Genomic DNA, 14,929 nt, shown 5'->3' with positions numbered 1-14,929 from the left:
TGGGGAACCGATGATGCGACACCGGCGCGGTCGTCTCCAAGGCCTGTTCATCTGCCTGCTGATGCTCGCCACCTCGCTGCTGCCAGCGCAGGCGAGTCCCGCCTCCCGAACTCAGGTCTTTCCAGCTCAGGGGCTTTCCAAGCTGACCGAGGTGCTGGTCGACAAGTTCGGCGTGCTGCACATCTACGCGACCAACACCGACGATCTCTTCCTCGCGCAGGGCTTCAACATCGCCCGTGAGCGCCTCTTCCAAATCGACCTCTGGCGCAAGCGCGGCCTCGGCCTGCTCTCCGAATCCTTCGGCCCCCGCTACCTCGACCAGGACCGCGCGACCCGCCTCTTCCTCTATCGCGGCGACATGGACCGCGAGTGGAACCACTACAGCCCTGACGCCCGCCGTATCGCCACCAAGTTCACCGAAGGCATCAACGCCTACATCGCCTGGCTGGAGAAGCACCCCGAGGCGCTCCCCACCGAATTCACCAAGCTGGGCCACCGACCGAACCGCTGGGAACCCGCCGACGTCGTCCGCATCCGCAGCCACGGGCTCACCCGCAACCTCACCAGCGAGGTCGCTCGCTCCCGCGTCACCTGCGCCGCCGATGTCCGCGCCGACCTGATCCGCCGGGCCATCGAACCCGAAATCACCCCCACCATCCCGGCGGGCCTGGACGTCTGCGCGATCAACGACGACATCCTCCGCACCTTCCGACTGGCCACCCAACAGGTCAGCTTCGACCCGACCACCGCGACCCTCCGCGACATCCCCGAACCGCCGCTGGAGGGCTCCAACAACTGGGTGGTGGCACCACACCGCTCCCAGACCGGCCGCCCGATCCTCGCCAACGACCCCCACCGCGCGCAGAGCGCGCCGTCGCTGCGCTACATCTCCCACCTCTCAGCCCCGGGCTTCAACGTCATCGGCGCCAACGAACCCGCCCTGCCCGGCATCTCCATCGGCCACAACGGCACCATCGCCTTCGGCCTGACGATCTTCTCCATCGACCAGGAAGACCTCTACGTCTACCAACTCGACCCCAACGACCCCACCCGCTACCGCTACCGCGACGGCTGGGAATCCATCCGCACACTCACCGAGAAGGTCCCGGTCAAGGGCCAAGAACCGCAACCGGCCACCCTGTCGTACACCCGCCACGGCCCGCTGCTGCACATCGACAAGTCCCGCAACCTGGCCTACGCCGTGCGCACCGCCTGGCTGGAACCCGGCATGTCCCCCTACTTCGGCAGCGTCGGCTTCCTCCGCGCCAAGAACCTGGACGAGTTCCGCAGCGCCATGCGCACCTGGGGCGCCCCATCGGAAAACCAGGTCTACGCCGATACCAAGGGCAACATCGCCTGGGTTCCCGGCGGCATGGCGCCGATCCGCGACAACTACGACGGCCTCTTCCCCGTCCCCGGCGACGGCCGCTACGAGTGGACCGGCTTCCACGACAACGCCCTGTTCCCCAACTCGATCAACCCGAAAGACGGCACCTTCAACACCGCCAACGAAATGAACCTGCCCAAGGACTTCCCGCACGAGAAGATCAAGCTCGGCTACGAGTGGGGCAACCCCTTCCGGCACCAACGCATCACCGAGGTGCTCGCCGCCAAGCCCAAGCTCTCCCTGGCCGACAGCACCGCCCTGCAAACCGACCGGCTGTCGATGCCCGCCCGCCGCATCACGCCCCTGCTCGCCCCGCTGCACAGCGACGACCCGGCGACCGCAAGAGCACTGACGATGCTGCGCAACTGGGACCACGTCCTCAGCACCTCGTCCGGCGCAGGCGCACTGTTCGAGGTGTGGCTGTCCCGCCACCTCAAGCCCGACTTCAAGCGCGCCGTGCTGCCGCGAGCCGCCGCCGACGTCTTCGGCCAACCCGACACCCAGGTCATGATCACCGCGCTGGAGCATCCCGAACGCTGGTTCGGCGACAACGCCGCCGCCAAACGCGACCGCCTGCTGCTCGACACCCTCGCCAAAGCCCACCAGGACCTCACCCGCCTGCTCGGCCCCGACGAGGGCGCCTGGCAGTGGGGCAAGTTGCACCACATCCTGTTCAAACACCCGCTGGGCCACAACGTCGGCCCGCTGGCCCGGGGCGGTGCCCACGACACCGTGGAGCAGTCCTCCTACGACACCAACACCTTCGGCGAGGACGGCGGCCCGTCCTTCCGCATGGTGCTCGACGTCGGCAACTGGGACTCCTCGGTGGCGGTCAACACCCCGGGCCAGTCGGGCAACCCCGCCGACCCGCACTACCGCGACCTGGCCGACCTGTGGAACTCAGGCAAGTACTTCCCGTTGGCTTACAGCCGCGCCGCGGTCGAACGACAGGTCGACTACCGCGTCCTGCTCATCCCGTGAGTTCGGGCAACGGCATCCCCGGGACGCTCTGGTCCGCCGGGACGATCCCGTCGACCAGGTAGTCGTTCACGATCTTGTCCACGCCCGGGTTACCGCTTGCGTAGATGCCGTGGTCGCCTTCGCCGGTGACGGTCAGCAGCCGGGAGTTCTGGAACGCGGCGTGCGCCCTGCGGGCGCCCTCGATCGGAGTGCCGGGGTCGTTCTCGGACTGGACCATCAGCACCGGCGGGACACCCTTGCCGTCCAGCGTGGGCAGCGGACGGGGCTGGGTCTGCCAGAAGACGCACTGCTGGCGGTTGATCCAGTTCGAGTCCAGCGTCAGGCCACGGTCGAGGAACTCCTGCGACTGCCGGATCACCGACGCCCGGTCACCGGTCCAGGGCCCCTCGTTGCACATGACGGACAACAGCGTGGCGATGAACGCATCGTTTGCGTCGGCAGCGCGGCCGAGCGGGAAGGTCCGCTTCCGCTCCGACATCGCGGCCTTAACCGACGCGCGGGCCTGCTCCGACGCATCTCCCTCGGTCACGTTCTTGAGGTTGGCCAGGACTTCGGCCAGTAGGGGGAAGTTCTCCTTGCGGTACAGCACCGAGGAGACGAAGCCGTCCAGCGCGGCCGGGCCGATCTTGCCGCCGCCGAGGTCAACCGGGTTGCGGGTCAGCGCGTACCGGATGTTCTCGTAGGTCTGCCGGGCCGCTTCGCCGTTGGTGCCCAAGTGGAATTTGCTGTCATAACGCGCGACCCACGGCAGGAAGTCCTGTCGCCAGCGCCGCTCGAAACCGAGCGGCTGCCAGTAACGCATCTGCTGCCAGGTGGAGGTGAACTCGATGTTCGAGTCCAGCACGAATCGGCCGGTGCGCTCGGGGAACCGCTGGGCGTAGTGCGCACCCATCCAGGTACCGCCGGAGTAGCCGACGAAGTTGATCTTGTCCCGGCCGAGCAGGACCCGCAACAGGTCCATGTCCTTGATCGTCTGGAAGGTGTTGATCAGGCCGCCCAGCTCACCGGAGGCGTGCTGACAGGACTTGGCCAGGTTCTTGGCGGCGTCCATGATCATGTCCAGGTTGCGGGGATCGCGGTCACGCCCGTCCAATTCACTGAAAGCCGCTCCGCGGCAGGTGACATTGGTGCTCTTTCCGGTGCCGCGCGGGTCGATACCGATGATCTCCTGATGTGCACGCAGCCTGCTCTGGTTGCGGAAGTAGGCCGGGAACGAGCGGCCCTCCCCGCCGGGGCCACCGGGGTTGGTGAGCACCGAGTCCGTCGTCGCGCCGGTGGAGCGCAGCCTGCTGACCGCGATCCGCAGGTACTGCCGCTCGTCCGGGCGCTCCCAGTCGCGGGGCGTGTGGAACGCGGCGCATTCGAGGTCCTCGGTGCCCGGCGGTCGCGGGGTGGGCAGTTCGTCATCGGCACAGAGATGCCAGTCCAACGACTGCTCGGAATAGCGGACTGGGATGTCCGTGGTGTTCAGCGCGGCTGATGCCGGGGTCACCCCGGCGAGCAACCCACCCACAACCACCGGAATCACCGCGGCGAGGCGTAACTTTCTCATACTTCTCCCCCTCTAGGAATTGTCGTGCAGCATCCCGAATTCATTCGGGAATTCATCTCGACTGCGGAATCAGTCGTTGAGACGGGTCATCACGTCGATTTGGGCGGGGTTATACAGGTCGAGAACGGCCCGCCCGATCGTGCGCAGGGCGAAGTCCGGCCCCCGCGGTGCGTCGGCGCACAGCTCCTGAAGGCTCGGCGCGTCCGCGAACAGCTTCCGGACGTGGGGTTTCATGCGTTCGGCCAGTTCCTGGCGGGTCTGCTCGTCGGCGTCGGCAGGCAGGTTGTCGAACTCGACGGCGGACGGGTCCGGGGTGTAGCCCTCCAACAGCTCCGCGTAGACGCCGGTTGCCGACTGCCCGAGTACCTGCGTCATCACGATGAAAAGCGCCCGGTCGGCGGCGGACATCTCCGTGCCCGCGAGGGCCTTGGCCAGTTCAGGCGGCAGGTCGGTCGGGGTGGCTTGGCGCAGGATCAGCCGGAGCTCGACCCGCACCCGCTGGAGCCGTTCGATGGTCTCGGCGAGCTCGGCGTCCAGCGCGCGCAGCGCCTCCCTGGGGTGCTCGTCGGCGTCGCCCAGCTCGGCGATCTGGGCCAGCGAGAACCCGAGCCCGATCAACCGTTTGATCCGCAGCACACGGACGAGATGGGCCACGCCGTAGCTCTTGTAGCCGTTGGCCCGCCGTTCGGGCTCGGCGAGCAGCCCGACCTCGTGGTAGTGCCGCACCGCACGCACAGTCGTGCCGGTGAGCTCGGCGAGTTGACTGGTGCTCCACCCCACGACGGTCGCTCCTCGGGAACCGGTTTCCTCCGACGCGGAAGCGCCGACAGAGCACAGTCGAAACCATGCCGCTACGGCATGGTCAAGGGGGTTGTGACACTTTTGCCAGAGACCAGCCCGGCACCGGGCGAATTCTCGCGCCTACGTCAGGTGAGTCCGCTGTCCTTGGTCTCACCGATGACCAGGGCACACGCGACGCTGACCGCGCAGGCCGCCGCCACGACCACCGCCACCGCCAGACCGCCGGACAGGTCCGCCTCGGCCCGCAGGCCCGCCGCTGCCAGCGGCGTCAGACCGCCGCCGACCACGGAAGCGACCTGGTAGGCGAGCGAGATCCCGGTGTATCGGGTGCGGGTGGAGAACATCTCCGCCAGCAGCGCGGCCATCGGCGCGTACATCGCGGCGTGAAACACCGCGACCATCACGACGTAGGCCGCCACGTACAACGCCGCCGAACCGCTGTCGATCACGGCAGCGCAGCCGAACCCGCCCACCGCGAGGAGCGCGGCACCGACCAGGAACATGGGACGCCTGCCCGCCCGATCCGACCACCAGGCCAGCAACGGCAGCGTCACCAACGACACGGCGGCCCCCGCCATCAGCGCCGACACGACGGTGGATCGCGGATAACCCATTTCGGCCGCGTAGCTGGGCAGGTAGACGATGAGCATTCCGTTGCCCGCGAAGGCTCCCAGACACGCGCCCACCGCGAGCAGCACCGTCCGGGGCTGCCCGCGAAGCACCGCCCACAGCGGCGAGCCCGCCGACGCCTGCCGGGCGAACACCGGGCTCTCGGGTACCCCGAGCCTGATGAGCAGCCCGATGACGAGCAACACCGCGCTGCACAGGAAGGGCACCCGCCAGCCCCACGCCAGGAACTCCTCGCGGGGTAAACCGGAGAACACCGCCATCACCAGCGCGGACAGCAGCAGTCCCGAGGGCGCACCGAGTTGCGTGACGACTCCCCACCGCGCCCGGCTGCCCGCACCCGCGTGCTCGATCGCCAACAACGCGGCCCCGCCCCATTCCCCGCCCACCGCGAAGCCCTGCACCAGCCGCAGGGTCACCAGCAGGATCGGCGCCAGCACGCCGAGCGTCGCGTAGGTCGGCAGCAGCCCGATACCGACGCTCGCCAGTCCCATCAACGCGACGCTGAGCACCAGCATCGACCGGCGGCCCAGCCGGTCGCCGAAGTGCCCGAACACGATGCCGCCCAACGGCCGGGCGAAGTATCCGGCGGTGATCGTGCCGAAGGCCGCGATCGTGCCCGCGCGGGAGTCGAGAGCGGGAAAGAACAGCTTGTCGAACACCAGTGGCGCGGTCACCGCGTACAGCAGGAAGTCGTACCACTCCACGACGCTGCCGACGTAGCTGCCCAGGAGCACCCGCCTGCCGGACTGCCTCATCCGGCCAGCGCTCGCTGCGGGTTGGTCGCCACGAGCTGCCACACCTCTTCCTCGTTGAGCCCGGCGGCATACAGCTCGGGGACGAAGCCGGTGAAGAGGAAGTCGTAGCCCACGCCGCCCGCGCCCTTCAGGTGGTGGACCACGCAGACGTCGTGGGACAGCAGAATCCGGTCCAGGTGGCCGCTTCTGACCAGCTTCATCACGTACTCGACGCGGCGGGCGGTCTCCTGCGGGCGCACGCAGTCGTGCAGGGTGTCGAACTGCACGTAGGCCCCGCGCCGGGCCAGTTCCAGGTGGTAGTCGGGCAGGTTCACCTTGTCGCAGTGGCCGATGATCACTCGGGCTGGGTCGGCGCCTGCCTCGATGAGCAGTTCCAACTGCGGCAGTCCCACCGGCCAGCGCGCGGCGTGCGTGGTGATGGCCCCCCCGGTGCGCGACTGGGCATAGGCGGCGGCGCGGAACGAGCGTTCCTCTGCCGCCGAGATGTACCACTTGTCGGCGCCGACCTCACCGATGACGCCCGCCCGGATGTCGGTGCCCGCGAAACCCTCGGTCAGGTCCCGGACCAGCAGCTCCCCGAGTTGCCGGACGCTGTTGCGGTCGATGAGGTCGCGGTCGAGGTAGGGGTCGCGGTAGTGGCCGGTGCCCAGCACCATGTGCAGCCCGGTCCGCTCGGCCAGCCGCGCGAGCGCCAGCACGTTCGCCGCAGGCCTGCTGCCGTCTTCGCTGTGCGCGGCGAGCGGCGAGTCGCCGAACTGCCCGAGCGGATCGGGCGCCGCGCCCCAGGTCAGCGTGCCGCTGCTGACCTCGACCAGTGCGCCGCCCCCGGCCGCGACGAGGTGGCTGAGCTCCTCGGCCATCGTTTCCTCGTCGTTGAGCAGTCCGGCCTGACGGACCTCGCGCATCAGGTTGATGAACACATGCTCGTGCGGCAGCGTCCGGCCCAGTTCGACCGCGGGCACCGGCCCCGCTGTGGTCATGACATCCGGCATGGTTCTCCTCACCTCGGGAAGGCGGGCGGCTGCCGCGCTCGGGGTGCACGGCAACCGCCCCCGGTCTTTGTCAGCGCAGTTCGACGATGTCCTTGACCGCGTCAAGGAACTCACCGCGGTCCAGCGCGGCCGCGACGGTCTCCAGGTCGTCGCTCATGAACCTGTCCCGCGCCAGCGTTGGCACCACCGACCGAACGTGGTCGTGCACCGCCTTCGCGGCCGGGCTGAGTCCGCTGTGGACTCCTGCGATGTCAACGGCCTGCGCGGCGGCGAGGAACTCGACGGCCAGGATCGTGTTGTTGTTGCGCAGGACCCGCCGGGCGTTGCGGGCCGAGATCAGTCCCATGCTGACCACGTCCTGGTTGTCGCCATTGGACGGGACGCTCTGGGTGCTGGCGGGGCCGATGGTCCTGTTCTCCGCCACCAGGGCCGTCGCAGGGTACTGGGCGCCGGCGAAACCGCTGTTCAGGCCCGGGTCGCCCGCCACAAGGAACTCCGGGAGCCCGTCGCTGAGGTGCCGGTTGAGCAGCCTGTTCGTCCTGCGTTCGGAGAACACGCCAAGCTGGGTCAGCGCGATGGTGACGTAGTCCATCGCGAACGCGATGGGCTGGCCGTGGAAGTTCGCGCCGTGGAAGACCTCCCGGCCTTCGAAGAACAGCGGGTTGTCGTTGGCGGAGTTGAGCTCGATCTCCAGCTTCTCGGTCGCGTGGTACAGGGCGTCGCGCACGGCGCCGACCACCTGCGGGATGGCCCGCAGGGTGTAGGCCTTCTGCAGGTACACGTCGGTCTTCTGCACGCCGCCGCCCGCGCCCTTCTGCGCCTGTGCCTGCCTGCGCAGTTCGGCGTGTTCCACCGCGAGAGTCGTGCCGCGGGTGAGGGCGCGCATGTTCGCGGCTGTGTCGATCTGCCCACGGTGCGGCCGGGCGATGTCGTGGCCCTCGGCCAAAAACGGGCTGGTGGAGGCCCGGAGCACCTCCAGCACCATGCCGGTGACGATCTCCGCCTGTCGGACCTGTTCCAGTGCCCGGCTGACCACCAGCGAACCAAGGCCGGTCATCGCCGAGGTGCCGTTGATCAGCGCCAGTCCCTCCTTGAACCGGAGTTCCAGCGGTTCGATCCCCAATTCCCGCAGCACGGTCGCGGTCGGGACGCGGGCGCCGTCGCGCAGCACGTAACCCTCGCCGATCACGGTGCTCGCGATATGCGCCAGCGGCGCGAGATCGCCGCTCGCGCCGAGCGAACCGATCTCCGGGATCGCGGGTGTCACGCCCTTGTTCAGGTAGAGTGCCAGGCGCTCCAACAGGGCGGGACGGACCGCGGAGTGGCCCTTGGCCAGCGCGTTCAGCCTGGCCGCCAGGATGGCCCTCGCCTCGTCCTCGGCGAATAGCGGGCCGGTGCCCGCGCTGTGGCTGCGGACCAGGTTGGTCTGGAGTTCCACCTCTTTCTCGACGCCGACCAGCATGTAGATCATTTCGCCGTAGCCGGTGGTCACACCGTAGATCGGCAGCCCTTCCCGTGCGATGTCCTCGAACATCTCACGGCTGTGGGACACCTTGGTCAGTGCCTTCGGGTCGATTCCACAGACCGCGCCCGATTCCGCGACCTTTCGCAGGTCGGCGATTCCCAGGCTGTTTCCGTCGAAGGAAACAGCGACATCAAGCTGTGCAAGATTCGACACTTCACCCACCCGTAGCTTTGAACTGATTCCTGGAAAGGAGGCTCTTACTTCGCCGCCCGGACACGGCCGAACCGATCAGCCAGACGAGAAGCGGATACAGGCAGGCCCAGCCGCCGAACGGAAGAATCACCAGACATGCCACCAGCACGACCACTCCGCAATAGCGGCCGAAGTCCTTTTTCGGGAGGATTCGAATGGTGGCGGCCGCGGCGAGAAGGTAGATCACGACAAAGGTCACGCTCGGCCAGATGATGAGGTCGGCAAGCCCAGGGCCGAAGACCGCGCCGATCAGCAGTACCAGCCCGAACACCACGGCCTGGGCGGTCAGCGCGGTGACCGGGGTGCGTTGCCTCGGGTGCAGCCTGCCAAGCACGGCAGGCAGTTTCCCGTCCCTCGCCCTGGCGTAGATCAATCGCGAGAAACCGGCGATGTTGGTGTGCACCGCGGCGAATGAGCAGCACAGTGCCACCACCGCGACGATCAGTCCCGCGGCCTCGCCGAGGCCCTGTTCCACAATCGCGCTCATCGGTGTCAATCCGGACCCGACAAGGTAGGCACCAGTTCCCACGGTGACCACGGCGGCCGCGCAGTAGAGGACGGAAAGGATGATCGAGGCGATTCCCATGCTGAGCGGAAGGTCCCGCGCGGGCTTGCGGAACTCCTCGGCGAGATGCACCACCATCTCGAATCCAATGTAGGACCAGAAAATGAGCAGCGCGGCCACTCCGACGGGCGCCCAGCCATGTGGCAGGAAAGGGTCGAAGGAGCGTGCTTCGACCCGACCGGCTCCGAGCAGGGAGACCCCGAGCAGGATGACGGCGATGAACAGCACCAAGCCGGTCTGGACCCAGCCCGCCAGTTGCAGCCCTCGGGCGTTGAGCAGGCAGGACACCGCGAGCAACCCGGCCGCGATCCCCACGGCCCAGCCCTGGCCGAGGCCGAGGTAGGCGACAACGTAGTTGGCCCCGACCAGGGCGACCACCGGCACCGCGAACGGCACGGACGCGAGCATCCACCACGAGGCGGCTTCGCCCCATCGAGATCCGAACACCCGTTCCACGCAGGTGACGACGCCGCCCGCGTCCGGCATCCGCGCCGCGGCCCTGCCCAGTGCGACCGCGAACGCCAAACCGAACAACGACATGCCCGCCCACGCGAGCAGCGAAGCCGGACCCGCCTCGCGGGCGGTCAGCGCGGGCAGCACCAGCACGCCGGGGCCCAGCACCGCTCCCACGGCCATCGCCGTAGCACCCCGCACGCTCAGCGAAGGGCGAAGAGCTGTCGGCGCCGTGTTGTGATTCGTCCCCGTGATCTGTATCCCCACGGAACCGATGCTTTCACCGGACGCTTACGCCGCTCTGATTTTTGTCTACGCTGAAGACGGAAGTGCTCGCTGGGGGGAGATCACGTGGATTTCCGCATATTGGGTACGGTCGAGGCGGAGTCGGAATCAGGCAGGGCGGAGTTGGGCCCTCGACTTCGCCGTCTGCTTCTCGGCATCCTGTTGCTGGAACCGAACAGACCCGTTTCCGTTGATCGTTTATACGCACTGATGTGGGGCGAGAACGCCCCGCGGAACGCACGTAATGCCATTCATGGCCACGTTTCCCGTTTGCGCAGGACGTTGCGTGATTCCGGCGCCGACGATATCGCGGTGGAGACGACGACCTCGGCTTACCTGTTGCGGGTGAACCCGCTGTCGGTGGACGCACACCGGTTTCGCGAGCTGACAGTTCGGGCTGACACGGCACGAGACGACGAAACACGCGTCGCTCTGCTGCGTGACGCATTGGGCTTGTGGCGTGGCGGGTTGCTCGACGGAACCGCATCCGCGGAAGTCCAGTTTCAGCTCGGGGCGGCGTGGGAGGAGAAGCGGCTCGCCGCGTGGGAAACCTGCGCCGAGGCGGAGTTGCGGCTGGGCAATCACCGGCGGGTGCTGCCCGAGCTCATGGAACTCGCCGCCGCGCACCCGACCAGGGAAGGCGTGGTCGGTCACTTGATGCTGGCCCTGCATCGCTGTGACCGGGGTACCGAGGCGATGGAGGTCTACCGCGGCGCCGTGCGCGTACTCGCCGATGAGCATGGGGTTGATCCCGGCCCCCACCTGCGACAGCTCGCCTCCGACATCCTCCGCCGCGAACCCTCGCTGGACCCACCCGCGGTCACGGTCCTACGGAGCGGGCCGGTCCGCCAACTGCCTGCCGCGACGAAGGTCTTTCTCGGCAGGAAGCGGGAACTGGACCGGATGGATGCCGTGCTGTCGGCAGGCACCGAAAACCTGGTGGCTATCGTCGGCAGCGCGGGGGTGGGAAAGACCGAACTCGTGCTGCAGTGGGCCCAGCGCAACCGGCACCGCTTCTCCGACGGCGAACTGTACGTCGATCTTCGCGGTTCCGCCGCGCAACCGCGGTTGCGTCCGGAAGAGGCGATGGGCCGCCTTCTGAGCGGCCTCGGAGTTCCCGACCCGGCCATTCCGAACAACGGAGAGGCCAGAGCCGCCCTGTACCGGTCAGTGGTGGCCGACAAACACCTGCTGATCGTGCTGGACAACGCGGCGAACGCGGCTCAGGTGATTCCGTTGCTTCCCGCGGGGAACAACTGTCTGACCGTGGTCACCAGCCGGGACTCGTTGTCCGGCCTGGTCGCCTTTCGCGATGCGGTACGCGTCGAGCTCTCAGTGCTCGAACCGCGCGAAGCTGTCTCCCTGTTGCAACACATCGTGAAATCCGGCCTTTCTGCCCATGCGACCGATATCGCTCGCCGTACCGGCTATCTTCCGTTGGCGTTGCGTATCGCCGCGGCGAAATTGCTGTCGGGCAGGCCGCGGGCGCTCGCAGCCGAACTGGCGGGTGATGGTGTCTTCACGGCCTTGGCTCCGCGCGACGGCGAGCACGCCGATCTCAAAGCGGAGTTCGACCATTCCTACCACGCGGTGTCACCGGCGGGCAGGCGGCTGTTTCGGCTGCTGGGGTTCGTACCCGGCGCCCTGACCGTGGCGAGTACGGCGGCGCTTGTTGACGGACCCGAGGACCAGGTACGGGAGGCGCTCGACTCGCTGTGCTCCGCGAGCATGATCGAACGCCAGCCCGGTGACGCGTACCTGCTCCAGGAACTGCTGCGGCGGCACGCTCGGCAGAGCTGTGACGCCACGGACAGTCCTGACCAGCAACAGGCGGCACTGGAACGCCTGGCGAGTTGGTGCCTTGATACCGCCACGGCCGCGGCGAACACCCTCTACCCCGGCTATCTCCGGCTGCCCGCCACCCGGACGGTGAACGGGTTCCGGCATCCGGCCGAGGCGCTCGCGACGCTGGACGTTCACCGCCCGATGATGATTTGGCTGATCAGGCATTCCACGGCGCATGGTCATCCGGATCTGGTCTGGCAACTGGCCGACGCCCTCCGGGCCTACCTCTGGCTCGGCGGACACCATCGGGAATGGCGGGCGACCGCGGGCGCGGGCCTGCTGGCGGCATCCCGCGCGGGCGACCACCGTGCCGAGGCCGTGATGCGCCACGGCCTCGGCCACGCACATCGGCAGCTTGGTCACTACCAGCGGTCGATCCGCCAGTTGGGACGGGCGCTCACGGTGCACCGGCGGTTCGGCTGGCACGACGGCGAGGCCATCACCCTGGGCAATCTCGGCATGACCTATCTCGAATCCGGCAACGCCCGCCGAGCGAAGGCCTGTCACACGGTCGCCCTCGCCATGCACCGGGACGGCGGGGCACGGGCCAGCGAGGCGATCGCGCTGAACAACCTCGGCGACGTCCACCGGGAACTGGCGGAGCAGCGCAGGTCGCTGGCCTACCACCAGCATGCCCTCGAACTGGCCCGCGAGATCCGATCAGGTCAGGCCGAGGCGCAGGCACTGCTGGGGATGTCCCGCACGCTGCTGCGGCTGGACCAACCGGACCGCGCCATCGGACTCGGCAGAAGCGCCCTCGATGTGGCCCGGCACCACGGCCACCGGTTGCTGGAAAAGCAGGCCTTGGGAGTGCTCGCCGAGATCGGCTCCGGCCAGGAGAGCTGACGCCCTCGGCTGTGCACTTGCGAGCCTCTGCGGCTCAAGCCAGCTCGCGCACCACGTTGTCGGGCCCGTCCAGCCAGATCCACTGGCGCCCGCCCCGCACCTCGAACCCGAACCGCTCCATCTCCGGTTCGCCTTGGGCTCGCCACCAGGTGTCCGCAGCTACCACTTCATCCCACAGCTTGCGGGGGCCTAGCTGGCGCACCGTGAAGGGGGGATTGTCGATGTCGGCTTCCAGCCGGGCGAAGGACCTGGTCTTGCCGTCGTCGAGGTCCACGATGTGGTGCCGCTCGCCGAGCTTGTTGAAGTCGAGGTAGAGGTAGCAGGACCGCAGGCACACACCGATCCCGAAACGGCCGCGCTCGGGGTCGAGCATCCGATCCATATCGGCGGGGTGGCAGTGGGTAATCGTGGGCTCCACGCTCGCGATCACTTGCTCGTCGGGCTCCCAGCCGTAGAGCGATGCGCGCTGGTCGCGCAGGCGCATGAATCCGAGGTTGCCGGAGAACCGACCGGTCGCGGACCCGTCCTCGCGCTTGTCCAGGTTCAGCAGGGCGCCGATCTGGAAGTCGCTGTCCCAGGGCACCACCAACCGGCCCCCTTGCTTCAGCTGGTCGATCCAGGCGGGCGGAACGATCTCCAAGATCGCCGCCGTGGAGATCACCCTGTCGTAGGGGGCGCCGTCGCGGTGCCCTTGGGTGCCGTCGCCGATGACCACTTGGGGATCGAACCCGGCGTTCTTCAGAGCCAGTCGCGCCGGTTCGGCGATGCTCGGATCGACCTCGACGGTGCACACCCGCCCGTTCTCGCCGACCCTGTGGCACAACAGCGCCGCGTTCCACCCGGTGCCGGTGCCGATCTCCAGCACCGCGTGTCCCGGCCGCACGTCCAACGCGTCCAGCATCTGGGCCACGACCTCGGGCATGCTGCATGAGCTGCTGGGAAAGGAACCCCGCTGTCCTGGCCGCACCTCGCCGAGATTCACCTGGGTGATCACCGGCGCGTTCGCCGCCACCTCGGCATTCCACCGCTCGGGGTCGTCCTTCTTCGACAGCGCGACGAAGCCGCCGTCGTCGTCGATCCAAATCACTTCGGGAATGAAGTGCTCGCGCGGCACTTCATCCAGCAGGTGCCGCCAAGGGAAATGAACGATCTTCACTTATCGTCTTCTTCCGCTTGGTCGTCCTTGCAGCGTGTGCCGCCGCTGCACTCCTCCACCGGCTTGGTCGCCGAGTGGTCGTAGCCGCCTGGCACATACCCATCGCCCTTGGCGGGCGGCTCGTGTTTGCCCATGCCGCGACCTTCTCGAAGTTCGCACAGCGGGAGCAAGTGCTGAAAGGGTGAAGACCGGCGGGCGAATTGTTCCACCCGCAATTAATCGCGGTAGTCGAAACCGCCCGCCGCTACTCGGCCCGCGTAGGGGGACCGGAGTTGATCGCGGCCCTTGCCTACCGTTCGCAGGGTGCGGCTGAGGAGTTCTTCAAAATCCGCCAACTTGCTGTCGACGTAGGCGTCGCATTCGGAGCGGAGGTGGTCGGCTTCGGCATTCGCGGCGTCGAGGATTCTTGCGGACTCCGCATGTGCCGCCTGGACGATCTCCGTTTGGGCTACCAGGCGGGCCTGTTCCGCCTTGCCTTCGGCGGTGGCGCGTTCGTAGGCGGCGCGGCCCGCTTCGAGCATGCGGTCGGCCTCGTCTTGGGCGCGGCCTACCGCCTCGTCGTAGTCGCGGCGGGCGGTCATGTTGAATCGCTCCGCCTCGGCCTGGGCGTCGGACAGCATGCGTTCGACGCGTTCGCGGGCCTCAGCCAGCAAGCGGTCCGCTTCGACGCGGGCCTGCTCCAGCATGTGTTCGGCGTCGGCGCGGGATTCGGTGAGGGTGCGGTCGGCCTGTTCGGTGGCCTTGGCGATCACGGCGTCGCGGTGGTCCAGGACATCCTGGGCGTCGTCAAGCTCCTGCGGGATGGCCTCGCGGACGTCGTCCATCAACTCCAGCACATCGCCGCGGGGCACGACGCAGCCCGAGGTCATGGGCACGCCCCTGGCCTCTTCGACGATCGTGACGAGTTCGTCGAGCGCCTCGAACACCCGGTACACGTCGCTCTCCTTGCGGCGGTGGATCAGCC

Annotated in this window: 11 protein-coding genes; 2 read left to right on the top strand and 9 right to left on the bottom strand. The window is 67.9% G+C overall.

From position 1 onward, the window contains the following. Positions 1–10 precede the first annotated feature (10 nt). On the top strand, positions 11–2,368 hold the full coding sequence (locus tag ACU6XJ_RS17825; protein WP_476312645.1) for a penicillin acylase family protein: 2,358 nt from the start codon (positions 11–13) through the stop codon (positions 2,366–2,368). On the opposite strand, the gene ACU6XJ_RS17820 is transcribed toward ACU6XJ_RS17825, so the two are convergent. The 6 genes from ACU6XJ_RS17820 to ACU6XJ_RS17795 all read right to left on the bottom strand — a co-directional run bounded on the left by ACU6XJ_RS17820 (position 2,358) and on the right by ACU6XJ_RS17795 (position 10,034). After that, positions 2,358–3,920: an alpha/beta hydrolase gene (locus ACU6XJ_RS17820; RefSeq protein WP_476312642.1), complete on the bottom strand. Its 1,563-nt coding sequence runs from the start codon at positions 3,918–3,920 to the stop codon at positions 2,358–2,360. The genes ACU6XJ_RS17825 and ACU6XJ_RS17820 overlap by 11 nt on opposite strands. Before the next feature lie 69 nt (positions 3,921–3,989). Further along, the gene (locus ACU6XJ_RS17815) at positions 3,990–4,700 is read right to left on the bottom strand and encodes a MerR family transcriptional regulator (RefSeq protein ID WP_476312640.1); all 711 of its coding nucleotides are present in this window, start codon (positions 4,698–4,700) and stop codon (positions 3,990–3,992) included. 146 nt (positions 4,701–4,846) lie between these two features. After that, on the bottom strand, positions 4,847–6,106 hold the full coding sequence (locus ACU6XJ_RS17810) for an MFS transporter (protein ID WP_476312637.1): 1,260 nt from the start codon (positions 6,104–6,106) through the stop codon (positions 4,847–4,849). Then, a complete protein-coding gene (locus ACU6XJ_RS17805) occupies positions 6,103–7,098 on the bottom strand; it encodes a phosphotriesterase family protein (RefSeq protein WP_476312634.1) in 996 nt (331 codons plus the stop codon). Before ACU6XJ_RS17805 ends, ACU6XJ_RS17810 begins: the two co-directional genes overlap by 4 nt. Positions 7,099–7,168: 70 nt before the next feature. After that, on the bottom strand, positions 7,169–8,776 hold the full coding sequence (gene cmdF / locus ACU6XJ_RS17800; RefSeq protein WP_476312631.1) for a tyrosine 2,3-aminomutase: 1,608 nt from the start codon (positions 8,774–8,776) through the stop codon (positions 7,169–7,171). A 1-nt stretch (position 8,777) separates the two neighbouring features. After that, positions 8,778–10,034 carry an APC family permease gene (locus ACU6XJ_RS17795; protein WP_476312629.1) on the bottom strand — a complete coding sequence of 419 codons (1,257 nt, stop codon included), beginning with the start codon at positions 10,032–10,034 and terminating at the stop codon, positions 8,778–8,780. Positions 10,035–10,184: 150 nt separating this feature from the next. Here ACU6XJ_RS17795 and ACU6XJ_RS17790 point away from each other — a divergent pair, with 150 nt between their 5' ends. Then, positions 10,185–12,809: an AfsR/SARP family transcriptional regulator gene (locus ACU6XJ_RS17790; RefSeq protein WP_476312626.1), complete on the top strand. Its 2,625-nt coding sequence runs from the start codon at positions 10,185–10,187 to the stop codon at positions 12,807–12,809. A 34-nt stretch (positions 12,810–12,843) separates the two neighbouring features. Here the strand turns inward: ACU6XJ_RS17790 and ACU6XJ_RS17785 are convergent, their stop codons facing one another. The 3 genes from ACU6XJ_RS17785 to ACU6XJ_RS17775 all read right to left on the bottom strand — a co-directional run bounded on the left by ACU6XJ_RS17785 (position 12,844) and on the right by ACU6XJ_RS17775 (position 14,900). Next, positions 12,844–13,965, bottom strand: coding sequence for a methyltransferase domain-containing protein (locus ACU6XJ_RS17785; RefSeq protein WP_476312623.1), 1,122 nt, complete (start codon positions 13,963–13,965; stop codon positions 12,844–12,846). Next, a complete protein-coding gene (locus ACU6XJ_RS17780; RefSeq protein WP_476312620.1) occupies positions 13,962–14,099 on the bottom strand; it encodes a hypothetical protein in 138 nt (45 codons plus the stop codon). Before ACU6XJ_RS17780 ends, ACU6XJ_RS17785 begins: the two co-directional genes overlap by 4 nt. An 81-nt stretch (positions 14,100–14,180) precedes the next feature. Next, positions 14,181–14,900 (bottom strand): DivIVA domain-containing protein, encoded by a 720-nt coding sequence (locus ACU6XJ_RS17775; protein WP_476312617.1) that lies wholly within the window; start codon positions 14,898–14,900, stop codon positions 14,181–14,183. Positions 14,901–14,929: the final 29 nt, after the last annotated feature.

The sequence above is a fragment of the Actinorectispora metalli genome (assembly GCF_056323685.1).
This window is presented reverse-complemented; position numbering and strand designations above follow the sequence as displayed.

Bases quoted from the DNA above. Each gene is read 5' to 3' on its own strand.
- ACU6XJ_RS17820 (WP_476312642.1), bottom strand. From the start codon at position 3,920: ATGAGAAAGTTACGCCTCGCCGCGGTGATTCCGGTGGTTGTGGGTGGG.
- ACU6XJ_RS17810 (WP_476312637.1), bottom strand. From the start codon at position 6,106: ATGAGGCAGTCCGGCAGGCGGGTGCTCCTGGGCAGCTACGTCGGCAGC.
- ACU6XJ_RS17805 (WP_476312634.1), bottom strand. From the start codon at position 7,098: ATGCCGGATGTCATGACCACAGCGGGGCCGGTGCCCGCGGTCGAACTG.
- ACU6XJ_RS17780 (WP_476312620.1), bottom strand. From the start codon at position 14,099: ATGGGCAAACACGAGCCGCCCGCCAAGGGCGATGGGTATGTGCCAGGC.
- ACU6XJ_RS17825 (WP_476312645.1), top strand. From the start codon at position 11: ATGATGCGACACCGGCGCGGTCGTCTCCAAGGCCTGTTCATCTGCCTG.